Genomic DNA, 22644 nt, shown 5'->3' on the forward strand with positions numbered 1-22644 from the left:
GTGTTGGCACCCGTCCGAGCCCACTCCCGGAGGTCAGATCGTGCCCGACGACGAACATTGCGACGGCGACTCGCGCGACGGCGACTCGCGCGCCGGTGACGAGCGACTCGACGACGACGTCACCGCGGAGCAGCACGAGGACCAGGGCCCGCGGCACGCGGACGCCCTCGAGTCGGCACCGGACGCGGACGTCACCGTCGAGGTCGACCGGGTCCGGGTCGGCAAGACGTACGTGCGCGTCAGCTCCATCGGGACCCCGGGGACCCGGGCCTTCGTGCTCGTCGCCGGCCTCGGCGTCGCCTCCACCTACTACGAGCGGCTCGCCCCGAACCTCAACGAGTTCGGCCCCGTGCACGCCCTCGACCTGCCCGGGTTCGCGGGCGTCCCGGCGTTCAAGGGCAAGGTCACGATCGAGCGCTTCGCGGACGCGGTCGAGGCGGTCATCGACTCGCTCGGCCTCGACGACCCGGTGCTCGTCGGCCACTCGATGGGCACGCAGGTCGTGACCGAGGTCGCGGCACGTCGCCCGCACCTCTCCACGCTCGTCCTCATCAGTCCCGTGATCGACGCGAGCGCGCGTACGGTCAGCGAGTCGATGGTCCGGTTCGTCAAGTCGGCGGTCCACGAGCCCTCGGCGGTGCGCTTCCACGCCGTCACGGCGTACGTCCTGTGCGGGTGGCACTGGTTCCGGAAGGTCCTGCCGAAGATGCTCGTGTTCCCGATCGAGGAGCGCGGGGGTGCCGTCGAGGCGCGCACCCTCATCATCCGGGGCGAGCACGACGCCCTCGTGCCGCGCGACTGGCTGCGGAAGCTCGCCAGGGCGTTCCCGTACGCGGTGCTCCGCGAGGTCGTCGACGGGGCGCACTCGGTGATGCACGCGCAGGCCGACGCCGTCGCCGCACTCGCCGTGGCGCATGCCCGCGGCGAGATCACCGACCGTGGGGTGGTCTCCCTGCAGCGCGTCCGGGACACCTCGACCGCGAAGGACCTCGACCGGCTGACATGGCGGGACGCGGGGCTCGTCGTGAAGTCCCGCTTCCTCGAGGTCCTCGGCATGGCCCGGCGCGACGACGACGTCCTCGCCGAGGGCAAGTCCGCCCATGCCGCAGCCGTCGCGGACACCCAGGCCCCGGACACCGCGATCGAGGACCTCGCGGACGACGCCGCGGACTCGTCGGACGTCACCACTCCCGACGACGGCGGACCTGCCGAGGACGCACTCGAGGCTCCCGAGCGCCGCTGATCCCGCCGCCCCCGCCCCGCAAAACACGACGTTGGCCGCATCGCACAGAGAAATATCCCTGCGCGAAGCGGCCAACGTGGTGTCCTGCGGAGGGGTGCTACGGCGTGATGCGACCGATGAGCATGTCCGGCGAGAGTGCCGTCGCCTCGGCGAGCACCTTCCGGGCCTCGTCGGTCTTGTCCCAGACGTTCCAGAGCAGCACGCCCCGGACGGTGTCGTCGTCGTCGAGGTAGTAGACGACACCCGTCGTCTGCGGCTCCATCCAGTCCTCGACGGTGCGGAGCGAGGACGTGACCTGGCCGACGGCCTCGTAGCCCATGTCGAACACGTCCGAGTAGAACATCGGCGTGTGCTCGTAGACCTCACCGGCGCCGGCGAGGTTCCGGCCCGCCTGACGACCCTGCTCCTTGGCATTGTCGACGTGCTCCACGCGGCGCCGTCCGAGGATCCGGTCCGGGTAGGAGGCCACGTCCCCCGCGGCGAGGATCGCGTTGTCGTCCGTGACGAGCGTCGCCGAGACGATGACGCCGTCGTCGACGGACAGTCCTGCGGCTTCGGCGAGGTCGGTGTTCGGCTCGATCCCGAGTCCGGAGACCACGGCGTCGACGTCGAGCGACGAACCGTCGTCGAGCGTCAGGTGCACGCCGTCTTCGGTCTCCGAGCCACCGGTCACCCGACGACCGGTCCGGAGCGTCACCCCGGCGTCGACGAACCGCTGCTGGAACGCCGCAGCGAGGTCTGACGGGAACATGCCCGCACCGACGACCTCGTCCGGGTCGACCAGCGTCACGGCGGCACCGTTCTGCACGAGTCCGGACGCGATCTCGGTCCCGATGTACCCGCCGCCGACGACCGCGATGTGTGCGTGCCGGTCCGCGAGCGCCCGGGTGCGCCGGTAGTCCTCGGCGCTCCGGTAGTCGATGACCCGCTCGGACTCCGGCAGGCCGAGGCCCTTCGGATGTCCGCCGGTGGCGATCAGGAGACGCTCGTAGCCGAACTGCTCGGGCTCCCCGTCGTCGCCGGCCGGGCGGGTGCTGACCGACTTGGCGTCGCGGTCGATCCCGGTCACGACGGTCGTCAGGTGGACCGTCGCCCCGGTCGCGTCCGCGGTGTGCAGGTCGACCTTCTCGTCCCAGCTGAAGTCCGGGTCGGTCCAGAGCTTCTTGGACAGTGCCGGGCGGGCGTACGGGGCGTCGAGGTCCTCGCTGAGGATGCCGATCGTGCCGTGCTCGTCCAGCTCCCGGATCCCGCGAGCGGCCGCGTCAGCGACCATCCCGCCGCCGAGGACGAGGTACTTGTAGTCGGTCATGCTCACTTGCCCGCGGTGGCCTCGGCGAAGCTCTCGGCGTTCGAGGAGGTCGTCGCCGCCGACAGCTTCTGCTTCGGGGTGCGGTTCTCGGCACTGACCATCCAGGCGAGCTGCTCGAGGCGGTCGATGATCGCGTGGAGGATGTCGGCGGTCGCCGGGTCCTCGTCGTCGACCTCGTCGTGCACGGTCCGGATCGTGCCGGCCACCTGGTACAGGCGGAGCGTGACCATGTCGACGGCGTCGTGCGTGGAGACCTCGCCCTCGGGGAACTCGTCGAGGCTCGACGTCGCGCCGACCGTCTTCGAGCGGCCGTCGGGCGTCGCGTACAGCGCGCGCATGCGCTCCGCGATGGTGTCGGAGAACTCGCGGGCCTCGTCGACGATCTCGTCGAGCTGCAGGTGCAGGTCGCGGAAGTTGTGTCCGAGGATGTTCCAGTGCGCCTGCTTGCCCTGGACGTGGAGGTCGATGAGGTCGACGAGGACCCGCTGGAGGTTGCCGGCGAGCTTGTCCGATGCGTGCATGATGGACCCTTTCGTTCGATTGGCCGTCCGGTCATCGGACCGCACGTCGATGCGGGCCCCTGGACGGCACATCCCGGTCTACTCGGGGCGTGGTGGCGCGCGTTCAGCGCATGCCCGGGGTGACGTCCCCCGGTTCCCGCTTCCCGGTTCCCGCTTCCCGGTTCCCGTCTGGCGGACCGGAGGCGCGGTGGCGGCCCGCCCCGTCCCTCCCGTCCGCACCTGACGGACTGGAGGCGCGGTGCCGGCCCGCCCCGTCCCTCCCGTCCGGCGCGAGCCTCGCGTAGCGTTGGCCTGTGTCCTCGAACGCCAGCCCCGTGACCCAGCCGATCTCGACCGACCCGGACTGGTGGCGTCAAGCCGTCGTCTACCAGGTCTACCCGCGGAGCTTCGCCGACACGGACGGCGACGGACTCGGGGACATCGCGGGGGTGACGAGCCGCATCGGCTACCTGCGGGAACTCGGTGTCGACGCGATCTGGCTGAGCCCGTTCTACCCGTCCGCCCTCGCCGACGGCGGCTACGACGTCGCCGATCCCCGGGACGTCGACCCGAAGCTCGGATCACTCGAGGACTTCGACGCGCTCGTGGCCGCCGCGCACGCCGCCGGCATCCGGATCGTCGTCGACATCGTGCCGAACCACACCTCCGACCTGCACGCCTGGTTCCAGGAGGCCGTCGCCGCGCCGATCGGGGATCCGGCGCGCGACCGCTACGTCATCCGCGACGGCGCCGGTCCGGACGGGTCGGAGCCGCCGTCCGACTGGGTCTCGAACTTCGGCGGCAGCGCGTGGAGCCGCCTGCCCGACGGACAGTGGTACCTGCACCTCTTCGCGCCGGAGCAGCCCGACCTGAACTGGGAGAACCCGGAGGTCAGGGCCGACTTCGAGCGGACGCTCCGCTTCTGGTCCGACCGCGGTGTCGACGGCTTCCGCGTGGACGTCGCGCACGGGCTCGCGAAGGACCTCACGGTGCCGTACCGGACCTCGAACCAGCACGACCTGCCGCTCGACGGTTCGGACCCGCTCTACGACCGTGACGAGGTGCACGAGATCTTCGCGTCCTGGCGACGCGTGTTCGACGAGTACGACCCGCCGCGGACTGCCGTCGCCGAGGCGTGGGTCCCCGCGCCACGGCGGGTGCTCTACGCGCGGCCGGACGAACTCGGCCAGGCGTTCAACTTCGACCTGCTCGAGGCCCCGTTCGACGCGCCGCACTTCCGGGAGACCATCGAGCGGAACCTGGCGCAGGCGGAGCACTCAGGGGCTTCGAGCACCTGGGTCCTCTCGAACCACGACGTGGTCCGGCACGCGTCGCGCTACGGGCTGCCGAGCGGGACGGACACCGTCGCGTGGCTGCTCTCGGACGGGCAGGAGCCGGCGCTCGACGCCGCCCGGGGGCTCCGTCGGGCGCGTGCCGCGTCGCTCCTGGTGCTCGCGCTGCCCGGGTCGTCGTACGTCTACCAGGGCGAGGAGCTCGGCCTGTTCGAGGCCGCAGCGATCCCGGAAGAGGACCTCCAGGACCCGCAGTGGATCCGGAGCGGGCACACCACGAAGGGCAGGGACGGCTGCCGGGTGCCGATCCCGTGGACGCGTTCTGGGCCGTCCTTCGGGTTCGGTTCCGTCGCACCGCACCTGCCGCAACCGGCGGACTTCGGGGCGTCGAGCGTCGAGGTGGAGTCCCTCGATGCGGACTCGACGCTCGCGATGTACCGTGCGGCGCTCGCGTTCCGGCGGTCGACGCAGTCCGGCGAGACGCTGACGTGGCTCGATGCGCCCGAGGGCGTCGTGGCGTTCGCTCGGCACGACGGCTGGCGGTCGGTGACGAACTTCGGCACGGGCCCGGTGCCGATGCCCGTGGGCACGGTGGCCGTGGCGTCCGGGCGGGTCGAGTCCGGCGTCCTGCCGGGGGAGACGACGGTCTGGCTCGTCGACTGACGGTGGTCCGGCGGCTCGTCGGCTGACGGTGGTCCGGCGCCTCGTCCTGCACAGACTGGAGGGACGCATCACCGCTCCACAGGTCGGCTGACGGCGTCCTCGTGGCTGGCCGGGAATCCCGACCATGGTCCGCATGCACACCACATCGAACCGAATCCACACGACCGATCCAGCCCGTCCCGATGCGCCGCCGGGCGCCGGACCTCGGGCCGGGCGCCACGCCCGCCGCGGGGTCGCCGTCGTCGGGGTCGCCGTCGCGGTGGCCGCCGCGATCGGCGTCGGACCCGCGACCGGGGCAGGGGCGGGGGAGCTCGCGTTCCCGTTCCACACCGACTTCGACACCCCGGCCGGCGGCACGTTGTCCGGCGATGCCGTCACGGACGGGGGATGGCTCCGCCTGACGTCGGCCGACCAGAGCCAGGCCGGATCCTGGCTGACCGACGACGTCTTCCCGTCGGACCTCGGGCTCGAGATCGAGTTCCACGCGGCGACCCACGGCGGTTCCGGCGCGGACGGCTTCCTGATATCCCTGTCCGACGGTTCCGTGGCTCCCGGCGTCGGGCGGCCAGGAGCCTCGCTCGGGTACAACTGCTACGACGACACCGGGGCGTACGGCACGTGCGACGTGCCGGGCATGCCCGGGGCGTTCGTCGGCCTGGGGTTCGACGAGTTCGGCAACTTCGCCCGTGAGATCAACGGCTCCGGAGACGGCCGCAAGCGCATCCCGGAGCAGATCGTGGTCCGGGGCTCGGGCGACGGGCTGCTCGGGTACCGGTTCCTGCAGCGCGCGTCGGCTCCCGGCGGGCACCTCGACACGGGTTCGCGGGCCGGTGAGCGCACCATCAGGGTGACGCTCGAGCCCGGCGCCGACGGCACGCTCGGCATGACGGTCCGGTCGGACGAGGGTCCGGGGACGCGGATGCGGACGGTCCTCGACGACGTCGAGCTCGACGGGCCCGGCCAGGCCGCACTCCCGCCCACGCTCCGGCTCGGGTTCGCCGCGTCGACCGGGTCGTCGACCAACTTCCACGAGATCGACGACCTGACGGTGTCGATCCCGACGAACCTCGCGATCACGCAGGACCTGCAGGAGCAGGTCGTCGCGGGCACCCGGGTCACGTACACGGCGACCGCGACGAACAAGGGACGGAACGACAGCGACGGCAGCGCGGTCCGGATCGTCGTCCCGCCGGAGCTCGAGGACGTCTCCTGGACCTGCTCCGCGTCGACCGGTGCAGCGTGCGGAGCCGCGGACGGCACCGGGAACGAGATCGAGACGACGGCGGACCTCGACCCGGGGGCCACGACGACCTACACGATCCAGGGGGACCTCCGGGCGGACGCGACGGGCCAGATCGCGAGCACCGGGACCGTGGCGCCACCCGCGACGAGGGCGGACACCGACGAGGCGGACAACACCTCGACGGTCCGCGCGACGATCACGGCGGGCACGGCGCTCGGCACATGGAAGGCCGTCGAGACCGCGGACGGGGAGTCCACCGTCGCACCGGGGGACAGCGTCGGGTACGTGGTCACGGCCGTCAACCACGGTCCCTCGACCGCGACGCACGTCGGCGCGACGGATGCGTTGCCCGGGCAGCTCACGTTCCTCGACTCCGTCGACGACTGCACGGCCGTGGGGCAGCTCGTGACGTGCCGCTCCGACGTGGCGCTCGCACCGGACGGCGAGCACGCGTTCCGGTTCCGCGCGACCCTGTCGTCCGACTACACCGGTGACGGCTCCGACGTCGTGAACATCGCCGTGGCCACGTCACCGGACGATCCGGACGGCGGCGACCCGTCCGACCCGGTCTCGCTGGTGGTCGTCGATCCGGCCGGGCCGTCGCCGTCGCCCACACCGACGTCATCACCGACACCGCGTCCGGGCCAGACCGCACCCGCCTCGGGGAGCGGGGGTGCGGTCGGGCCGGCAGGCGCCGATCGACCGACACGTGCAACGGGCTCCCTCGCCTTCACCGGCGCGGCGGGCACGAGCATGCTCGTCGCGCTGGCGGTCGTGGTCACGGCCTCGGGTGTGCTGCTCACCATCGTGCGCCGGCGTCGACGGACCGCCGCGGTGACCGAGGCCGACACGGTGCGCTGACCGGCCGACCGACCGACCGCGTGAACGGGTGGCCGACCGGGCCGGGTCCGATGACCGGGACCGGTCGGCCGCGGCGGCCTTCGGGGTCGGGGTCCGGGGCACCCGGGCGGGTGTCGGGACCACGTGCGTCGGGCCTGCGGTGTCCGGCCCGAGGTGGCCGACCCGGCGTGCCCGACCCGAGGTGCCCGACCCGAGGTGTCGGGGGCCGCGGGTACGGTCGGAGCATGCGAGACGAAGAACTCGCCGCGGCCTCGGCCCGGCACGCCGAGCGGGCACGAGTGGCCGGCGGAGAACTCCGCGGGGTGACGGTGCCCGAGCAGTCCCGCGACGATCGACTCGCCCGCGCACGTGCCGCCGAATCCGCCCGGACCCGCCGTGCGGGGGACGAGGTCCTGACGCGCAGCACCGGTCGGGCGGCTCGCTCCATCGGCGAGGTCGACAGCCAGGCGCGGCACGCCTGGGCACAGCTCGGGAACGTCGACGTGGATACGGATGCACGCCTCACCCTCGCCGCTGCGATCCACGCATCGCGCGCCGCGACCATGGCGCGACACCGCCGGAGTGCCACCGGCGAACGGTGAGCATCCTCAGGCGGACCGCTGCCCCGGCGGGCGTCCGGCTCGTGCCACCGCGGTACCATTGACCGTTCGATCGCACCTGTTCGGAAGGGGTTCCGTGTCCGACACCGTGGACGACGTCGCGCCGCGTGCCCGGTACTGGCCGGTCCCGATCCTCCGGGCCGTCCCCGCCGCGGTCATCGCGATGGTGATCACGTTCTCGTCGAACCACTCCACGACCTACGGACTCGTCCTCTTCGGTGTCTTCGCCGTGGTCGAGGGCCTCGTCCTCGGGCTCGGCAGTCTCCGTCGGCTCGACGACCCGTCTTCCCGTCGGCTGGCGGTGCTGCAGGCCGTCGTGACGATCGTCGCCGGTGTGCTGGCCTTCGGTCTCGCGGACGTCGGACTCCCCGCGTTCCTCGCCATCGTCACCGTGTTCGCGGTGATCACCGGTGTCATCGAGCTCGTCCAGGGCGTCCGCGCACGTCGATCGTCGCCGTTCGCCCGAGACTGGATCACGGTCGGTGGCCTGACGGTCGTGCTGGCGATCGCGTTCCTCGTCACACCGCCGAACTACTCGAAGGACCTCGGCGGCGTCGAACACGTCACGGGCACGCTCGACTCGTCGATCATCCTCGTCGGGCTCCTCGGGGCCTACCTCGCACTCACGGCGGTCTTCCACCTGATCGCCGGTCTCTCGCACAAGTGGGGAACGACCGCGCCCACGCCGGTCTCCCCGGACGGAGCACCACACGCATGACCACCCCCAGCCGCCGCGATCGCCTCCGTCCCGTCGAACTGCTCGCGATCTCCGCGATCGTCGCCGTGTTCGTCGGGCTCGTCGTGCTCATGGCGACGCGCGAGGTGGAACTCGCGGGGATCTTCCTCTGCGTCGCGTTCATCGTGGTCGTCGTGGTGCTCGCGATGCTGCAGCTCGCCTCGACGAGCGACCAGGACGACAACGACATGCTCGGCGGCAACAAGCAGGGTGACGGCGACGACTTCCACTGACACGGACAGCGCCGCCGGCGGCGCTGCTGACGAGCACGATGCATCCCGCGCTGACGTCGCGCCCGACGCGCGGTCGCACGGGCACCGTGCGACGCGTCCTCGGTCCGGGCGCCCAGGGGTGCACTCGGCCGGTGATCCTGATCTCCCGGCGCGGTTCCGGCACCGGTACCTGATCCTCGCGGTCTGTTGTCTGAGCCTGTTCATCGTGTCCCTCGACGCCACGGTCGTGAACGTGGCCCTGCCGTCGATCGGGCGCGAGCTGCACAGCACCATCGCGGGGCTGCAGTGGACGATCGACGCGTACACCCTCGTGCTCGCGAGCCTCCTCATGCTCTCCGGGTCGACGGCGGACCGGATCGGCCGCCGCCGGACGTTCCAGCTCGGACTCGCGCTCTTCACCCTCGGGTCACTGCTCTGCTCGATCGCGCCGAGCGTCGGGTGGCTCGTCGTGTTCCGCATGGTGCAGGCGGTCGGCGGATCGATGATGAACCCCGTCGCGATGTCGATCATCACGGCCACGTTCGACGACGCCCGAGAGCGTGCTCGCGCGGTCGGGGTGTGGGGCGCGGTCGTCGGTGTGTCGATGGGACTCGGACCGCTCGTCGGCGGCGCGCTGACGGACAGCGTCGGCTGGCGGGCGATCTTCTGGATCAACATCCCGATCGGCATCGCGGCGATCGTCCTGACGTTCTGCTTCGTGCCGGAGTCACGGTCGTCACGGCCCAAGCGGTTCGACCCCGTGGGCCAAGCGCTCGTGATCGTCCTCCTGGCCACGCTCGTCGGGGGACTCATCGAGGGACCGAGGCTCGGCTGGGCCGCTCCGGCGACGCTCGGGCTCTTCATCGCCGCCGCCGTCTCGTTGTACGGGCTCGTCCGCGTCGAGGGTCGGCGGCGAGAACCCTTGATCGACGTCCGGTTCTTCCGGAGCATCCCCTTCTCCGCGGCCGTCGTCGCAGCGATCGGTGCATTCGGCGCGAACGGGGCGTTCCTGTTCCTGAACGCCCTGTACCTGCAGGAGGTGCGGGGGATGTCGCCGTTCGAGGCCGGTCTCTGGACCCTCCCGGCCGCGGTCGCGACGATGGTGACGTCCCCGATCTCCGGTCGCCTCGTCGGTTCCTTCGGCACGCGCATCCCCCTGGTCCTCGCGGGGATCGGGATCGGAGCCGGTGGACTCGTGCTCACGACGATCACCGCCACGACCCCGATGTGGGTCCTCGTGGTGGCGTTCGTCCTCTTCGGGTTCGGGTTCGGGATGGTGAACGCCCCGATCACGAACACCGCCGTGTCCGGCATGCCGCGGGCGCAGTCCGGGTCGGCGGCGGCGGTCGCCTCGACGAGCCGGCAGACCGGGGTGTCGCTCGGCGTGGCGCTCGCGGGGACGGTCACCGGCGCGAGTGCGGTCGCCACGGTGGGGGCCGACTTCGCGGTCGCCACCCATGCGATGTGGTGGATCGTCGTGGGGATCGCGGCGAGCATCCTGGCGATCGGGTTTGTGTCGAACTCGGCCGCGGCGAAGCGCTCGGTCGAGGCGATCGCGCCGCTGCTCGAGGAGCCGACCCCGGCCTGACCGGACGTGCGTGGCGGGGCCGGTGCGTGCCTCCAGTCCGGACGCCGTCCGCGCCATACTGGGTCCGAGGAACAGGAGACCGATGGCCGAGCGCAGACGTCCCCGCGGACCACGGGCCGCGGCGGTCGCGGTCGTCGCGGCCGTGATGGTGGTGGGTGGTGCGCTCGCGCTCCGGGGACTCGACGGCTCCGACACGCCGAGCGCGACGACGATGGACGCTGCGAGCGGATCGTCGTCGACGGCGGCGTCGGCACAGCCGTCTCGGCAGCCGACGGCCGATCCACCCACAGCCGGTTCCGATGCAGCTTCGGATAACCCCGACGACGACCCCGACGACGCCACCGACACGGCAGGACATCGGGGTACGGCCGTGTTCGCACCGAGCGGCGCCGATCTGCCCGGAGCGACGACCCTTGCTCGCTGCGGATCTGACCGTCGGTCCGCGGTGGCGCGGTACGACACGGCGGCGCTCGGCGCGGTGACCCTGCAGTGCGGTGACAGCGGTCAGGGGTACCAGCACATCGAGATGCGGCACGAGCGCGACTGGGACGACGAACTCGCGAGCACCCGGACCGAGCGCGACTGGGACGACCTCATGCTGACCGCGGTGCGGATCGCACTCACCGAACCCGGGTCGGGACTGCCTGCCGACGCCGGTGACGGCAAGGTCTGCTACTCCGCACCGATCCGCTTCGCCGATGGAGGCACACCGCGCGATCCCTTCGTCAAGGTCATCGTCTCGGCGACGACGGACCGGGTCATCACGGCCTACCCGACGTCGCGCGAGGACTGCTGAGCAGGCGAGGGACGACCGCGGCCGATCAGCCGTCGGTCCCTTCCGCGCGGGTGCGGTCCGGGGGTATCCTCGCGGCAATCGGCGACCATCCGGCGGCCGCGCGCAGACAGGGGCGATCCCGTGCAGTTCTTGGTGTCCGTCATCGACGACGGGCAGGCGGCAGCGGCAGCCACGACCGCCTCAGCGACCGACGCGGAGGCGGCTGCGATCGACGCGTTCAACGACCGACTCCGGGCCGGAGGGCACTGGGTGTTCGCAGCGGGGGTGTCAGACCCGGACGAGGCGTTCGTCGTCGACGCACGAGGTGCCGCGCACGGTTCCGCCGTCACGCGGACGGCAGGGCCGTTCGTCCGGACCCCCGAGCACGTCGCCGGCTTCTGGATCCTGGACGCAGTCGACGTCGACACCGTGTCCGCCCTCGTCGAGGACGCGTCCGCCGCGTGCAACCGGAAGCTCGAGGTACGGTCGCTCCTCTGATCCGACGGCAAGGTCCGACACATTCGTGCGACGGCGTGGTCGGACGAATCCGTCCGACGGCATGGTCCGACGGGGTGGTCCGACGGCGCCAGAAGCGTCGACAGGCCCTGACATCGTCCTCGATCTGCCATGATCTCCGCGTGGAGCAAGGAGCACGGAACGGATTTCGTCGGACACGCATGTCGAGCGACGACGGCGTCGACTACCGGGCGATCTTCGAGGAGGAGTACGCCGGGACCGACCTGACGGCGTCGGCCTTCGCTGAATCGACCACCACGTTCGAGTACACGATCGCCGGCGACGACGACGTCTCCCTGCGCACGATGCGCTCGGGCGGTGGTCGTCGTGGCGGGGTCATCGGACCGCTGGCCGACCACGTGGTGTTCTGGCTCAGCGAGGGTCGGGTCGACCTGCACTTCGAGGACCACGTCCGCACCGTGCTGCCCGGTGTCCCGACCATCGTCTCCGCCGGTGTCGCCCGCCGGTTCGACTCCCACGAGACGCGGTACAACGGCGTGCACGTCAACGACGAGTTCATCCGGGCGGTCGCGAAGGACCTCGGGATGCGCGTTCCGAGCGGGCCGATCCTGTTCGAGCAGCAGGACGACCAGGTCGTCGCGCTCGCGCCCCTCCGGACGCTGATCCGGACGATCGGGCCGCAGCTGGTCGACCCGGCGACATCGGCGGAGGAGCGTGCCGTGCTGAACCGTCGCGTCGCCACCGTCGTGCTCGACACGTTCCCGATCCGGGCGGTGGCCGCCGGAGGCGGAGGCGACGTGGTGACCGGTCCCGGCGGGCGTTCCGGAGCCGCCGACCGGTTGAGTGCGGCGCTCGCCTTCGTGCAGCACCACGCCGGCGACCGGGTGGTGCTCGCCGACATCGCGGACGCCGCCGGGCTCAGCGTCCGCGGGCTGCAGTTGCTGTTCCGGCGGACGCTCGAGACGACGCCGATGAACCACCTCGCCGACGTCCGGTTCGAGCGTGTCCGTCGTGAGCTCCTGGACGGGACACCGGGGACCATGCGCGTCACGACGATCGCCCGACGCTGGCAGTTCGGGAATCTCGGCCGGTTCTCCGGGTCGTACCGCGAACGGTTCGGCGAGCTGCCGATGGAGACACTCCGTCGTTCTCAGTGACGCCTGCCGACGTGCGCCGATGCGTCCCGGACGTGCCCCCGACGTGCCCCACGAGGTGTCGAAGACGTGCCGCGGACGTGCCCATCGACGTACCCCTCGCACGGGGGTAGTCGCGGCCGCATCGCGCAGGAACCGGTCCGACGCTGCCGCAGTTGTACCCCGATGTGTCCTCATCCTCGAAGTTGCCTGGGAACGGTGAGGGCCGTGTGACGATTCTCGGTCCATGCCCGTCTTCTCCGTGAACCCGCTCGGAGACGCAGTCGGGTCACTGCAGACACACCTCGAACCAAGGAGAGATCATGGCTGAGAACACCACCCCCACCACCCCGAAGAGCGTCGTGCCCGGCTCCGCCGCATCGACCAGCCAGTCCGGCTCCGGCAAGACCGTCATCGACGACACCGTCGTCGCCAAGGTCGCCGGCATCGCGGCGCGCGAGGTCAGCGGCGTCTACGCACTCGGTGGCGGTGCAGCCCGCGCGATCGGTGCGATCCGTTCCGCGATCGGCAACGAGGACCACGGCCAGGGCGTCAAGGTCGAGGTCGGCGAGCGCCAGGTCGCCGCCGACGTCACGATCGTCGCCGAGTACCCCGTGTCGCTCCAGGACGTCGCCGAGGGCGTGCGCAAGTCGGTCGGCAACGCGATCCAGCACATCATCGGCATGGAGATCGCCGAGATCAACGTCACCATCCAGGACGTCCACATCCCGGGTGACGACGACAACGACGACGACAAGAAGGAGTCGCGAGTCGCATGAGCACCCCCCTCATCGGCGCCCTGATCGGCGCCATCCTCGCCGTCGTCGCCCTCCAGTTCGGTTTCTGGGGCTTCGTGCTCGTCATCGTGTTCGGTGCGATCGGTGCCCTCGTGGCAGCGCTCGCCACGGGCCGCATCGACTTCGCTGCCCTCCGGGACGTCCTGACCGGTCGCCGGAGCTCCCGGTGACCGGGGGCCCGGCCATCCCGGGACACGTCGAGATCAGCACGCGCGCGCTGACGTCGTGCGCCCGGGCCGTCACGGCCGAGCGGCTCGGCGTTCCCGCGGGTCGTGTCCGGGTCTCGCTCGACGACCACGAGGGCGGGATCGCCCTCGACATCGCAAGCCCGATCGGCGACTCCTCCGGGATCGTCGACGGGGCCAGGGACGGCGCCGTCGCCATCCGTGAGCGGCTCTCGTCGCTCATCGGACGTCGTGTCGGGGCCGCCAGGATCGAGCTCACCGGCATCGTCCGGACCTCGACCAACCGCACTCGCTGAAGGAGGCGAACCGCATGAGCAACACATCTCTCGAGCGCCGCCTCCGGCGTCGCTCCGTCCACCGGAGCCGTTCCACGGCCGTGTCGATCGCGCTGGTCGTGCTCGTCCTGGTCGCAGCATGGATCGGACTGGAGGCAGTGCTCGCCGCCATGGGCACCGCACCACTCCTCGTGGCACCGCAGGACGCGGTCAACGCCGCGCTCCGCCCGGACGCCGCCGGCACCACCATCGCGGTGGCCTCGGCCGTCGTCCTGCTGGTCCTCGGTGTCTGGCTGATCGTCTTGGCACTCAAGCCCGGACGGCAGCACCGCCGCTCCGTGCCGAACGACCGTGCCGTGGTCGTCGTCGACGATCACATCGTGGCTTCCACCGCGGTGTCCGCAGCGTCGCTCGCGGCCGGTATCTCGCCGGACCAGGTCGATGCGTGGTCCAAGGGTCGTCGCATCGGCGTCCGGATCGTCCCGACCTCGGGCTTCCCCGTCGACGAGCACGTCGTCAAGGCGGCCATCGAGGACCGCCTGAAGTCCCTCGACAGCGGACTCGCGCATCGTGTGTCCGTCGACATCGCCTCGAAGGGGGTGCTCGCATGACCAGCAGCAACCGCACCATGAACCGGATCGTGCTGTTCATCCTCGGTCTCGTCGCGATCGTCGCTGCCCTCGTCGGCGGTGCCGGGGTGCTGCCGCCCGTCCGCGACGCACTGTCGCAGTACGTGACCCTGCCGAAGAGCGTGACCCTCGACACGACGACCCTCTGGATCGTCGCCGTCGTGTGCGTCGTCGTGATCGTCCTGTCGATCATCTGGATCGTCACGCGAGGCCGCGGTGGCACGTCCATCGCACTCCGTGAGGAGAAGGGCGACGACCAGGTCACCGTCAACGTCGGTCTGGTCCGCGACGTCATCGAGCACGAGCTCGACGAGGTCCGCGACGTGGTCGGCACCCGTGTCGATCTCTACCGGGTCCGCAAGCAGCGCGCCGCCCGCGTCCGGATCTCGGTCCGCCGCGGTGGCGACGCCGCGACGGTGCTCGATGCGGTCGACCGTGCACTCGCAACGCTCGACCGCGTCCTCGGCCGGCAGGTCCCGACCCTCGTCCACCTGACCGGTGGCACGAAGTCGGTCCTCGCCAAGAAGGTCCGCGTCCAGTAGGTCGCGGTACCACCGGCACAGCTCCGTATCGCGAACACCACCTCACCAGCACTGAAAGGAAGTCCGACATGGGCCTCGACGACAAGATCAAGAACGCTGCACAGGACCTCGCCGGCAAGGCGAAGGAAGCCGTCGGCAACGCCACGAACGACGACAGCAAGGTCGCGGACGGCAAGAAGGACCAGGCCGCCGCGAGCGCGAAGAAGACCGGCGAGGACGTCAAGGACGTCTTCAAGAACTGATCGACTCCGCAGCACCCCGGCGCCCCGCTCCGCATGAACGCGGAGCGGGGCGCCGTTCCTCGTCCGCCACCCACCACCGCTTCGTCACCCATCACCGCAAGGAGGTCGTCTGATGACCGACCAACACCACACCGTCACCCCGGTCGCACTGCCGACCGCGCTCACCGAACCACTGCCGGACGACGCCACGCTGGCGACCCGGCTCGCACGCACCGCAGCGGAGACGGCCTCCGCCGTCCACGGTGTCCACGGCCTCGGCGGGATCGCCGCCCGCGCTGCCGACCGTCTCCGTGAGCGTCTCGGCCAGAACGCCGGTGCCCCGGGTGTCCGGGTCGACATCACGGACGAGCGCACCGAGGTCACGGTGGCGATCGTCGTCGAGTACCCGGAGGTCGTGACGCGCGTCGCCGACGCGGTCCGCACCCAGGTCGAGCACGCGGTCACGCAGCTCTCGGACGCCCCGATCTCCGTCGACGTCCGCGTCATCGACGTGCACGGTCCGTTCGACCGGGACACCGAACCCGCCGACCTCATCGACTCGGCAGCCGACGCGGTCCAGGGGGCCGCGGCCGCCACGAAGGACGCAGCCGTCCGCGCGACCGACGCGACGAAGGACGCTGCCGTCCGCGCGTCGGACGCGACGAAGGACGCCGCGGTCCGCGCTGCCGAGGCCACGAAGGACGCAGCGGTCCGCACGGCCGACGTGACGAAGGACGTCGCGGGTGCCGCGAGGGACGCCAGTGTCACCGCTGCGGACGCCACGAAGGACGCTGCCGTCCGGGCTGCCGACGCCACGAAGGACGCTGCGGTCGCCGCGGCGGAGACGACCAGGGCCGCCGCGGACACCGCGCGCGACTCGGCCGTGGCCGTGAAGGACGCCGCTGTCGAGGCCGGTGATGCCGCCGCAGACGCAACCGCGTCCGCCGCGGACTCAACGGCCGAGGCTGCCGGACGCGCCGTCGACGCCGGCCGGACCGTCGTCGAGGACGCCCGGGACGCCTCCAGGACGGCTGCCGACGACGTCGCCGACGCGACGCGCGCTGCTGCCGACGACGTCGCCGACGCGACGCGCGCTGCTGCTGCCGACGTCGCCGACGCGACGCGCGCTCCTGCCGACGACCTCGCCGACGCCACGCGCGCTCCTGCCGACGACGTCCCCGCCGCGATGCCTGCCGCCGACACCGCGGCAGATGCCTCGGCCGCGACCGCGGCCCGTGACGCCGCCGACCGAGTCGCCGACGCCGCGGACTCCGCAGCGGACGCGATCGCCGCGGAGTCGGAGGATCGTCGGACGGATCCCGCGTGAGCGGCTGGTCACGCCGCCGGGCGCTCGCCCGGCGGCCCCGTGCCCGCGGCGTGTGGTTCGCGACCGGGACCGGGCTCGTCGTCGCCGTCGTGCTGTTCCTCGTCGCCTTCCTGCCGCTCGTCGGTCTCCTCGCGGGGATCACTGCGGGCACCGCCGGACTCGTCCCGTTCCCGGCCGGCAGCGTCATCGCCGTCACGGTGCTCGGCGGGGTCATCGTCCTCGCGCTGCTCGTGCTCGCGGTCACCCGGCGGCATGCGACACCCGCGTGGCTCGCGTCGGCCCTGGCGATGATCGTCACCGTCGGGGTCGTCGTCTTCCCGGTGGTCGCCGTCGCGATCGGCTCGGCTGACCGTGCCGCGGACTTCTGGCCGACGGTCGCGGACATCTGGCAGCGGATCACCGGAGGCTGACCGAGGACAGGTCCCCGCGCAGGTGTCGCCGGCGTGCGGGTCTCGTCGCGGCTACGAGTCGGCGAACACCACGCGCATCGGCAGGCGCTTCGCGATCTCGCCGTCGACGCGGATCACCCACGAGTACCCGCCGACGTGGTCGAGCACGAGGTCGTTCACGGTGAACGTCACCGGGTGGGTCTGGGTGTCCCCGGGTCGGAGGAGCGGCGGCCGCTGCGCCACGAAGCGGTGGCCGATCTCCCCGATGACGTTCCCCGGCTCGACCCCGGGGCCCTGCCGGACGAGCGGGACGAGTGCGCCGTCCTCGGTCTCCAGGTGCACGTTGATGTCGTGTTCGGCGTCCGTGTCGTTCCACCCGGTGTGCACGAGCAGGCCGAGCGCGACCCGGGACTGGACGGCCGGGAGTGCCCGGACCGCGACCATGTCCCACCCCGCTCCCAGCACGTAGAGCTTGCCGCCGACGGCCTCGGCCGAGTCGGCGAGGAACGCGGTCACCTCGACGGTCATGCGTGCACGTCGTGCTCGTGGCGACGATGTGTCTCCGGCTCGAGCTGGAACGTCGAGTGCTCGACCGGGACGTCGAAGTGCTCCGCGACGCACTGCTGCAGCTCGTCGAGGATCGCCGGGGCGTGCGCACTCGTGAAGCAGTGGTCGTCGATGACGACGTGCGCCGTGAGCGTCGGGGAGCCGGTCGCCACGAGCGAGGCGTGCAGGTCGTGGACGGCCCGCACGTGGTCGAGGCGGAGGATGTGCGCCCGGACGGCGTCGAGGTCGAGCCCGCGCGGGGTGGACTCGAGCAGCACGTCGGCGGTCTCCCGGAGCAGGCGCAGTGCCCGCGGCAGGATGAGCGCGCCGATCAGGATCGCGGCGACGGAGTCCGCGCGCGCCCAGCCCGTGGTGGCGATCACGACGGCGGCAGCGATGACCGCGACGGAGCCGAGTGAGTCGTTCAGCACCTCGAGCCGAGCGGCGCGCGACGTGAACGACTCGCCCTCGGCGCGGGTGAGCACGACGAAGGCGACGAGGTTGCCGACGAGCCCGACGATGCCGAACACCAGGAGCGGTGTGGACGCCAGGTCCTCGGGCACGACGAGCCGCTGGACCGCCGCGATGATGACGTAGACCCCGACCGCGAGCAGGATCGCTGCCTGCGCCGTGGCACCGAGGACCTCGGCCCGCTGGTAGCCCCAGGTCCGCCGTGACGTCGGGGACCGTCGAGCGAGCCGGACGGCGGTGAGCCCGATCGCGAGTCCGCCGGTGTCGACCACCATGTGTCCGGCGTCGACGAGCAGCGCGAGCGACCCGGTCACCACGGCGCCGACGACCTCCGCGAGCAGGATGCCCGCCGAGATGCAGAACGCGATGAGGAGCGCTCGACCGGTGGTCGAGGTGGCTCCGTGCGCGTGGTCGTGGCCCATGCTGCAATCGTAGGCATCCTGGCTGCGGGGTGGCGGCGGGAATGTTGTGAGGGTAGCCTTACCTCACCATGACCTCCGAGACCCCCGTCGCCGTCCGGCCGTTCGCCATCCAGCGCGTCCGGGTCGCCCGCGTGGCGACGATCTCGCCGACCTACCGACGGATCACCTTCACCGGACCGGACGTGCGGCACTGCGCCGACAACCGCCACGACCAGCGGATCAAGCTCATCCTGCCGACGTCCGACGGGTCCCTCGACGCCATGCCCACCGGCGGGGACTGGTACGCGGCGTGGCGGGAGCTCGACGACGCCGTCCGCCCCGTGATCCGCACCTACACGATCCGCGAGGTCCGGGCCGACCGCCACGAGTTCGACGTCGACGTCGCCCTGCACGGGCGCATCGGACCGGCGTCCTCGTGGGCGCTGGACGCGCAGCCCGGCGACGAGATCGTGGCGTGCGTCCCCGACGCGCGTGCCGACACCCCGGCAGGCGGTGTCGACTGGCACGCGCCGTCCCGGGTGGACCGGGTGCTGCTCGCCGGTGACGAGACCGCTCTCCCCGCGATCGCCGGCATCCTCGAGCGGCTCCCCGCGGACGCCGTCGGCACCGCGATCGTCGAGGTCCCCGACCACGCCGACGGTGCGGCCATCGGCCAGCACCCCGACGGCGTGCAGGTCGTCGTCCTGGCGCGCGGGGGCGGTGACGTCGGCACCCTGCTCGTCCCCGCCGTGCAGCGTGCAGCCGGTGCGGCGGTGGACGCCGCGGCCGCGGTGAGCGCCGCGCTCGACGACATCGACGTCGACCACGACCTGCTCTGGGAGGTCCCCGAGGCCTCGGAGCGCACCGAGCGCGTCCCGCTCTACGCCTGGCTCGCCGGGGAGGCCGGGGTCATCAAGACGATCCGCCGTCACCTCGTCGGGACCCTCGGTGTGGACCGCAGGGCCGTCGCGTTCATGGGGTACTGGCGCGCCGGGCGGGCCGAGGGCAGCTGACCGCACGTGCGGAGCCGGACGGTGTCGACCGCGTGTGGTCCTGACGGAACGATTCGATGACGAAGCCGACGTGCAGCGCGTGTCGTTGACGCTCACCGCACCGCTCGTCGGCACCATCTACCGGTACGAGGGATCGTTCACCCATGCGATCCTCCCGGACGACGACGAGGGGACGCCGTGACCGACGACCAGCACCAGCCCGACGACCAGCACCAGCGGGTCGTGATCGCCGGGGCGTCCGGGTTCATCGGCCAGCACCTCGTCCGGGCGTTCCGCGCAGCGGGCGCCGACGTCCGCACCGTCGGTCGGACCGGCGACGCCGTGTGGGGCAACACGCTCCGCATCACCGAGCTCGTGGACGGCGCCGACCTCGTCGTGAACATGGCCGGCAAGAGCGTCAACTGCCGGTACACCGCGAGGAACCGCGCCGAGATCCTGCGCTCCCGCGTCGACACCACCCGCGAGCTCGCCGAGGCCATCCGGTCCGCGGAGCACCCGCCACCGCTCTGGGTCAACTCCTCCACCGCGACGATCTACCGGCACGCCGAGGACCACGCGCAGACGGAGTCGACGGGCGAGCTCGGCGAGGGGTTCTCGGTGTCGATCGCCCGCGCATGGGAGGAGGCGTTCTTCGACGGCGACCTCCCCGGTACGCGTCGGGTGGCCCTCCGGATGGCGATCGTGTTCGGCGACGGCAGTGCGCTCGTGCCGCTCATCCGCCTCGCGCGCGCCGGTCTCGGTGGCCCGCAGCTCGACGGCCCGTGGTTCTCGACCGCAGCCAGGCGTCGTGCGGGGACCTTCCACCAGGACCGGCACACGCGCGGGCGACAGCGGTTCAGCTGGGTGCACCTCGCGGACGTCCTCGGCGCGATCGAGTTCATCCGCGACGACCCGTCGATCGACGGCGTGGTGAACGTCTCGTCACCGAACCCGTCGGACAACCGGACGATGATGCGGACGCTCCGCGAGGCCGTCGGCCAGCGCTTCGGGCTGCCGACGTGGCGGTGGATGCTCGAGGTGGGGTCGGCCGTGATCCGCACCGAGTCCGAGCTCGTCCTGAAGAGCCGCTGGGTGGTGCCGGAGCGCCTCGTCGAGGCCGGCTACGAGTTCCGGTACCCGAAGCTCCGCGGCGCGCTCGCCGCGGTCATCGCGGAGCAGCGCCAGCACCAGCACCAGCGCCAGCACTGAGCGCGGGCCCTGGCTCGGACTGGAGGCCCGGCTCGGCCCCGGCGGGCCGCGCACGTCGCGTGAGGCTCGCCACGAGCACCCCGCCGACCACGACGACCCCGGCGACCACCTCGACGGCGTCGGGGACCTCACCGAACGCCAGCCACGACGCCAGCACCCCGACGACCGGCACGAGCATGGAGAACGGCGCGACGATGCTCGAGGGGTACCGCGAGAGCAGGTTCGTCCAGATGCCGTACCCGACGAGGGACGCGAGCACGACGATGTAGAGCAGCCCGAGGTCCGCGGGGAGCGCCGACGCCGTGAACGCGGTCCCGAGTGCGGTGCCGATCCGTGCCGGCCCCTCGAACACGAACGAGGCGACGAACATCGGGATCGGTGGCACGATCGACCACCAGAGCGTCAGGTGGAACGGGTTCGGTGCCTGCGCCCTCCTCGTCGCCACGTTCCCGAGGGCCCAGCCGAGTGCGCCGCAGAGGGTCAGCACGACGGGGAGCAGCGCCGCCGCCTGCGACCGGTGGACGGCGATCGCGGCGAGGCCGAGCACGGCGATCGCGATGCCGATGCCCTGTCGTCGGGTGACCCGCTCGCGGAGCCACACCCCGGCGATGAGCACGGTGAACGGGGCGCTCGCCTGCAGCACCAGCGAGGCGAGCCCGGACGGCATCCCGGCGACGATCCCCAGGTAGAGGAACCCGAACTGCAGGATCCCGAGCCCGACGCCGACGAGCACGAGCCGGTGGAACGGGATCCTCGGACGCGGCACGAGGAGCACGGTCGGGATCGCGAGGAGCGAGAACCGGACCGCGGCCAGGAGGAACGGCGGGAAGTGGTCGAGTGCGAGCGCCGTCGCCGGGAAGTTGAGGCCCCAGACCACGGCGACGACGACGGCGAGGAGACGATCGCGGACGGCCATGGTCCGAGCATGCTGCGTCCGACGTGTCAGGACCAGCGAATGTTCGTGAACCGTCCTTGTAGGGTGCCTTCATGCACACGGCCTTCGACGTCCAGCTGCTCCCTGTGCTCCGCGAGCTCGCCGACCGGGGGAGCGTCACCGCGGTCGCCGTCGCCACGCACCGGACCCCGAGCGCTGTCTCCCAGCAGTTGCAGACCCTCCAGCGACAGGTCGGCGTCGTCCTGGTCGAGCGGGTCGGCCGCGGCGTGCGGCTCACCGACGCAGGGCACGCACTCGCCAGGACCGCCGTCGGGGTGGCGACCGCGATCGCTGAGGCGGAGGCGGCGTGGGATGCCTACCGGGCAGGGGTGACCGGCACGGTCGGTCTCGCCCTGTTCCCCTCGGCGGCGGAGCTGCTCCTGCCCGGGCTCCTGACACGGATGCGGGAGCACCCGGGGATCCGCGTCGAGCTCGCCGACCAGGACGTCTCCGAGGCGTCGTTCGCACCCCTGGCGGCCGACCATGACGTCGTCATCGGGCACCGCTCCGACGGCGTCCCACCCGCGGACCGCGCCGCGCTCACGACGGTGCCGTTGCTCCGGGAGCCGCTCGACGTCGCCGTGCCGCCGGACCACCCGCTCGCGGGGCGGGAGCGCGTCGGCGTCGAGGAGGTGATCGGCGACACCTGGCTCGGCGTGCCCGTGGACTACCCGATCGACCGGACGCTCACCGCGATGGCTGCCCGTGCCGACATTGCCCCGACCGTGGCGTTCCGGTCGATCCACCTCGCCGTGCTCGAGAACCTCGTGGCCGCCGGGCACGGGATCGCACTGCTGCCGCGGTACACCTCGCGGACCCGGGCCGTCGGGCGGTTCCACCTCGCGGTCCTGGCGGACGTCCGCGCCGGTCGGCACATCGAGGCGCTGGTGCGTCCGGACCGTGCGGCCCGGCCCGCGGTGCGCACCGTGCTCGACGCACTGGTGGCCGAGGCGCGGTCCGTGACCGCCTGACGGACGGGAGGGACGGTGCCGGCCCGCACCGTCCCTCCAGTCCGGCGCGTGCTCCTGAACACGCGCGCGCTCCCGAACACGCGCGTCCACCGGGAACACCCGGCTCCGGGTGTTCTCACCGGAC

The 22644-nt window shown here is 71.9% G+C and carries 26 protein-coding genes; 21 read left to right on the forward strand and 5 right to left on the reverse strand.

Annotated elements, in window-relative coordinates; translation table 11 throughout:
* Positions 1 to 40: 40 nt before the first annotated feature.
* Positions 41 to 1243, forward strand: a complete 1203-nt coding sequence (locus ASF23_RS13845; protein WP_055954801.1) for an alpha/beta fold hydrolase — start codon at positions 41 to 43, stop codon at positions 1241 to 1243.
* Between the two features lie 97 nt (positions 1244 to 1340).
* On the opposite strand, the gene ASF23_RS13850 is transcribed toward ASF23_RS13845, so the two are convergent.
* Both ASF23_RS13850 and ASF23_RS13855 read right to left on the reverse strand, forming a co-directional pair.
* On the reverse strand, positions 1341 to 2552 hold the full coding sequence (locus ASF23_RS13850; RefSeq protein ID WP_055954804.1) for an NAD(P)/FAD-dependent oxidoreductase: 1212 nt from the start codon (positions 2550 to 2552) through the stop codon (positions 1341 to 1343).
* A gap of 2 nt (positions 2553 to 2554) precedes the next feature.
* A complete protein-coding gene (locus tag ASF23_RS13855) occupies positions 2555 to 3073 on the reverse strand; it encodes a Dps family protein (RefSeq protein WP_055954807.1) in 519 nt (172 codons plus the stop codon).
* Between the two features lie 293 nt (positions 3074 to 3366).
* Between ASF23_RS13855 and ASF23_RS13860 the strand changes: the two genes are divergently transcribed.
* The 17 genes from ASF23_RS13860 (at position 3367) to ASF23_RS13940 (ending at position 17017) form a co-directional block, all read left to right on the forward strand.
* Complete coding sequence (locus ASF23_RS13860; RefSeq protein ID WP_055954810.1) at positions 3367 to 5007, forward strand: glycoside hydrolase family 13 protein; 1641 nt, start codon at positions 3367 to 3369, stop codon at positions 5005 to 5007.
* Between the two features lie 133 nt (positions 5008 to 5140).
* Positions 5141 to 7111, forward strand: a complete 1971-nt coding sequence (locus ASF23_RS13865) for a lectin-like domain-containing protein (protein WP_156364531.1) — start codon at positions 5141 to 5143, stop codon at positions 7109 to 7111.
* A gap of 224 nt (positions 7112 to 7335) precedes the next feature.
* Positions 7336 to 7692: a hypothetical protein gene (locus ASF23_RS13870; RefSeq protein WP_156364532.1), complete on the forward strand. Its 357-nt coding sequence runs from the start codon at positions 7336 to 7338 to the stop codon at positions 7690 to 7692.
* Positions 7693 to 7786: 94 nt separating this feature from the next.
* Positions 7787 to 8428: an HdeD family acid-resistance protein gene (locus tag ASF23_RS13875; protein ID WP_055954819.1), complete on the forward strand. Its 642-nt coding sequence runs from the start codon at positions 7787 to 7789 to the stop codon at positions 8426 to 8428.
* Complete coding sequence (locus tag ASF23_RS13880; RefSeq protein WP_055954822.1) at positions 8425 to 8679, forward strand: hypothetical protein; 255 nt, start codon at positions 8425 to 8427, stop codon at positions 8677 to 8679. The genes ASF23_RS13875 and ASF23_RS13880 overlap by 4 nt, the downstream gene beginning before the upstream one ends.
* Before the next feature lie 118 nt (positions 8680 to 8797).
* Positions 8798 to 10246 carry an MFS transporter gene (locus tag ASF23_RS13885; RefSeq protein WP_055954825.1) on the forward strand — a complete coding sequence of 483 codons (1449 nt, stop codon included), beginning with the start codon at positions 8798 to 8800 and terminating at the stop codon, positions 10244 to 10246.
* A gap of 82 nt (positions 10247 to 10328) precedes the next feature.
* On the forward strand, positions 10329 to 11042 hold the full coding sequence (locus ASF23_RS13890; protein WP_055954828.1) for a hypothetical protein: 714 nt from the start codon (positions 10329 to 10331) through the stop codon (positions 11040 to 11042).
* A gap of 120 nt (positions 11043 to 11162) precedes the next feature.
* Positions 11163 to 11519 carry a YciI family protein gene (locus tag ASF23_RS13895; RefSeq protein ID WP_055954831.1) on the forward strand — a complete coding sequence of 119 codons (357 nt, stop codon included), beginning with the start codon at positions 11163 to 11165 and terminating at the stop codon, positions 11517 to 11519.
* 179 nt (positions 11520 to 11698) lie between these two features.
* Positions 11699 to 12655: a helix-turn-helix domain-containing protein gene (locus ASF23_RS13900; protein WP_055954834.1), complete on the forward strand. Its 957-nt coding sequence runs from the start codon at positions 11699 to 11701 to the stop codon at positions 12653 to 12655.
* A gap of 299 nt (positions 12656 to 12954) precedes the next feature.
* The gene (locus ASF23_RS13905; RefSeq protein WP_055954837.1) at positions 12955 to 13410 is read left to right on the forward strand and encodes an Asp23/Gls24 family envelope stress response protein; all 456 of its coding nucleotides are present in this window, start codon (positions 12955 to 12957) and stop codon (positions 13408 to 13410) included.
* Positions 13407 to 13598: a DUF2273 domain-containing protein gene (locus ASF23_RS13910; RefSeq protein ID WP_055954840.1), complete on the forward strand. Its 192-nt coding sequence runs from the start codon at positions 13407 to 13409 to the stop codon at positions 13596 to 13598. The genes ASF23_RS13905 and ASF23_RS13910 overlap by 4 nt, the downstream gene beginning before the upstream one ends.
* The gene (locus tag ASF23_RS13915) at positions 13595 to 13909 is read left to right on the forward strand and encodes a hypothetical protein (protein ID WP_055954843.1); all 315 of its coding nucleotides are present in this window, start codon (positions 13595 to 13597) and stop codon (positions 13907 to 13909) included. The genes ASF23_RS13910 and ASF23_RS13915 overlap by 4 nt, the downstream gene beginning before the upstream one ends.
* Before the next feature lie 14 nt (positions 13910 to 13923).
* On the forward strand, positions 13924 to 14499 hold the full coding sequence (locus ASF23_RS18415) for a DUF6286 domain-containing protein (RefSeq protein WP_055954846.1): 576 nt from the start codon (positions 13924 to 13926) through the stop codon (positions 14497 to 14499).
* Positions 14496 to 15059 (forward strand): hypothetical protein, encoded by a 564-nt coding sequence (locus ASF23_RS18420; RefSeq protein ID WP_055954849.1) that lies wholly within the window; start codon positions 14496 to 14498, stop codon positions 15057 to 15059. Before ASF23_RS18415 ends, ASF23_RS18420 begins: the two co-directional genes overlap by 4 nt.
* 68 nt (positions 15060 to 15127) lie before the next feature.
* On the forward strand, positions 15128 to 15301 hold the full coding sequence (locus ASF23_RS13930; protein WP_055954852.1) for a CsbD family protein: 174 nt from the start codon (positions 15128 to 15130) through the stop codon (positions 15299 to 15301).
* Positions 15302 to 15413: 112 nt separating this feature from the next.
* Positions 15414 to 16607 carry an Asp23/Gls24 family envelope stress response protein gene (locus ASF23_RS13935; protein ID WP_055954856.1) on the forward strand — a complete coding sequence of 398 codons (1194 nt, stop codon included), beginning with the start codon at positions 15414 to 15416 and terminating at the stop codon, positions 16605 to 16607.
* A complete protein-coding gene (locus tag ASF23_RS13940) occupies positions 16604 to 17017 on the forward strand; it encodes a hypothetical protein (protein WP_055954859.1) in 414 nt (137 codons plus the stop codon). The genes ASF23_RS13935 and ASF23_RS13940 overlap by 4 nt, the downstream gene beginning before the upstream one ends.
* A 51-nt stretch (positions 17018 to 17068) precedes the next feature.
* Here ASF23_RS13940 and ASF23_RS13945 read toward each other — a convergent pair whose 3' ends face one another.
* Positions 17069 to 17524, reverse strand: a complete 456-nt coding sequence (locus ASF23_RS13945) for a DUF6941 family protein (RefSeq protein ID WP_055954862.1) — start codon at positions 17522 to 17524, stop codon at positions 17069 to 17071.
* Positions 17521 to 18435, reverse strand: a complete 915-nt coding sequence (locus ASF23_RS13950) for a cation diffusion facilitator family transporter (RefSeq protein ID WP_055954865.1) — start codon at positions 18433 to 18435, stop codon at positions 17521 to 17523. Before ASF23_RS13950 ends, ASF23_RS13945 begins: the two co-directional genes overlap by 4 nt.
* Positions 18436 to 18503: 68 nt before the next feature.
* On the opposite strand from ASF23_RS13950, the gene ASF23_RS13955 reads away from it, so the two are divergent.
* Both ASF23_RS13955 and ASF23_RS13960 read left to right on the forward strand, forming a co-directional pair.
* On the forward strand, positions 18504 to 19427 hold the full coding sequence (locus ASF23_RS13955; RefSeq protein ID WP_055954868.1) for a siderophore-interacting protein: 924 nt from the start codon (positions 18504 to 18506) through the stop codon (positions 19425 to 19427).
* Between the two features lie 177 nt (positions 19428 to 19604).
* Positions 19605 to 20615: an epimerase gene (locus ASF23_RS13960; RefSeq protein WP_055954871.1), complete on the forward strand. Its 1011-nt coding sequence runs from the start codon at positions 19605 to 19607 to the stop codon at positions 20613 to 20615.
* Here ASF23_RS13960 and ASF23_RS13965 read toward each other — a convergent pair.
* Complete coding sequence (locus ASF23_RS13965; RefSeq protein WP_055954874.1) at positions 20572 to 21531, reverse strand: EamA family transporter; 960 nt, start codon at positions 21529 to 21531, stop codon at positions 20572 to 20574. The two genes, ASF23_RS13960 and ASF23_RS13965, sit on opposite strands and share 44 nt — an antisense overlap.
* Positions 21532 to 21602: 71 nt before the next feature.
* Between ASF23_RS13965 and ASF23_RS13970 the strand changes: the two genes are divergently transcribed.
* Complete coding sequence (locus ASF23_RS13970; RefSeq protein WP_055954877.1) at positions 21603 to 22520, forward strand: LysR family transcriptional regulator; 918 nt, start codon at positions 21603 to 21605, stop codon at positions 22518 to 22520.
* Positions 22521 to 22644 lie beyond the last annotated feature (124 nt).

It is taken from the genome of Curtobacterium sp. Leaf261, assembly GCF_001422205.1.
Lineage (GTDB): Bacteria > Actinomycetota > Actinomycetes > Actinomycetales > Microbacteriaceae > Curtobacterium.

What these genes read in the sequence shown, in the direction of transcription:
- ASF23_RS13865 (WP_156364531.1), top strand. Translation starts at nt 5,141, where the DNA reads ATGCACACCACATCGAACCGAATCCACACGACCGATCCAGCCCGTCCC.
- ASF23_RS13950 (WP_055954865.1), bottom strand. Translation starts at nt 18,435, where the DNA reads ATGGGCCACGACCACGCGCACGGAGCCACCTCGACCACCGGTCGAGCG.
- ASF23_RS13880 (WP_055954822.1), top strand. Translation starts at nt 8,425, where the DNA reads ATGACCACCCCCAGCCGCCGCGATCGCCTCCGTCCCGTCGAACTGCTC.
- ASF23_RS13965 (WP_055954874.1), bottom strand. Translation starts at nt 21,531, where the DNA reads ATGGCCGTCCGCGATCGTCTCCTCGCCGTCGTCGTCGCCGTGGTCTGG.
- ASF23_RS13855 (WP_055954807.1), bottom strand. Translation starts at nt 3,073, where the DNA reads ATGCACGCATCGGACAAGCTCGCCGGCAACCTCCAGCGGGTCCTCGTC.
- ASF23_RS13945 (WP_055954862.1), bottom strand. Translation starts at nt 17,524, where the DNA reads ATGACCGTCGAGGTGACCGCGTTCCTCGCCGACTCGGCCGAGGCCGTC.
- ASF23_RS13955 (WP_055954868.1), top strand. Translation starts at nt 18,504, where the DNA reads ATGACCTCCGAGACCCCCGTCGCCGTCCGGCCGTTCGCCATCCAGCGC.
- ASF23_RS13870 (WP_156364532.1), top strand. Translation starts at nt 7,336, where the DNA reads ATGCGAGACGAAGAACTCGCCGCGGCCTCGGCCCGGCACGCCGAGCGG.
- ASF23_RS13900 (WP_055954834.1), top strand. Translation starts at nt 11,699, where the DNA reads ATGTCGAGCGACGACGGCGTCGACTACCGGGCGATCTTCGAGGAGGAG.
- ASF23_RS13850 (WP_055954804.1), bottom strand. Translation starts at nt 2,552, where the DNA reads ATGACCGACTACAAGTACCTCGTCCTCGGCGGCGGGATGGTCGCTGAC.
- ASF23_RS13890 (WP_055954828.1), top strand. Translation starts at nt 10,329, where the DNA reads ATGGCCGAGCGCAGACGTCCCCGCGGACCACGGGCCGCGGCGGTCGCG.
- ASF23_RS13905 (WP_055954837.1), top strand. Translation starts at nt 12,955, where the DNA reads ATGGCTGAGAACACCACCCCCACCACCCCGAAGAGCGTCGTGCCCGGC.
- ASF23_RS13910 (WP_055954840.1), top strand. Translation starts at nt 13,407, where the DNA reads ATGAGCACCCCCCTCATCGGCGCCCTGATCGGCGCCATCCTCGCCGTC.
- ASF23_RS13970 (WP_055954877.1), top strand. Translation starts at nt 21,603, where the DNA reads ATGCACACGGCCTTCGACGTCCAGCTGCTCCCTGTGCTCCGCGAGCTC.
- ASF23_RS13935 (WP_055954856.1), top strand. Translation starts at nt 15,414, where the DNA reads ATGACCGACCAACACCACACCGTCACCCCGGTCGCACTGCCGACCGCG.
- ASF23_RS18420 (WP_055954849.1), top strand. Translation starts at nt 14,496, where the DNA reads ATGACCAGCAGCAACCGCACCATGAACCGGATCGTGCTGTTCATCCTC.
- ASF23_RS18415 (WP_055954846.1), top strand. Translation starts at nt 13,924, where the DNA reads ATGAGCAACACATCTCTCGAGCGCCGCCTCCGGCGTCGCTCCGTCCAC.
- ASF23_RS13930 (WP_055954852.1), top strand. Translation starts at nt 15,128, where the DNA reads ATGGGCCTCGACGACAAGATCAAGAACGCTGCACAGGACCTCGCCGGC.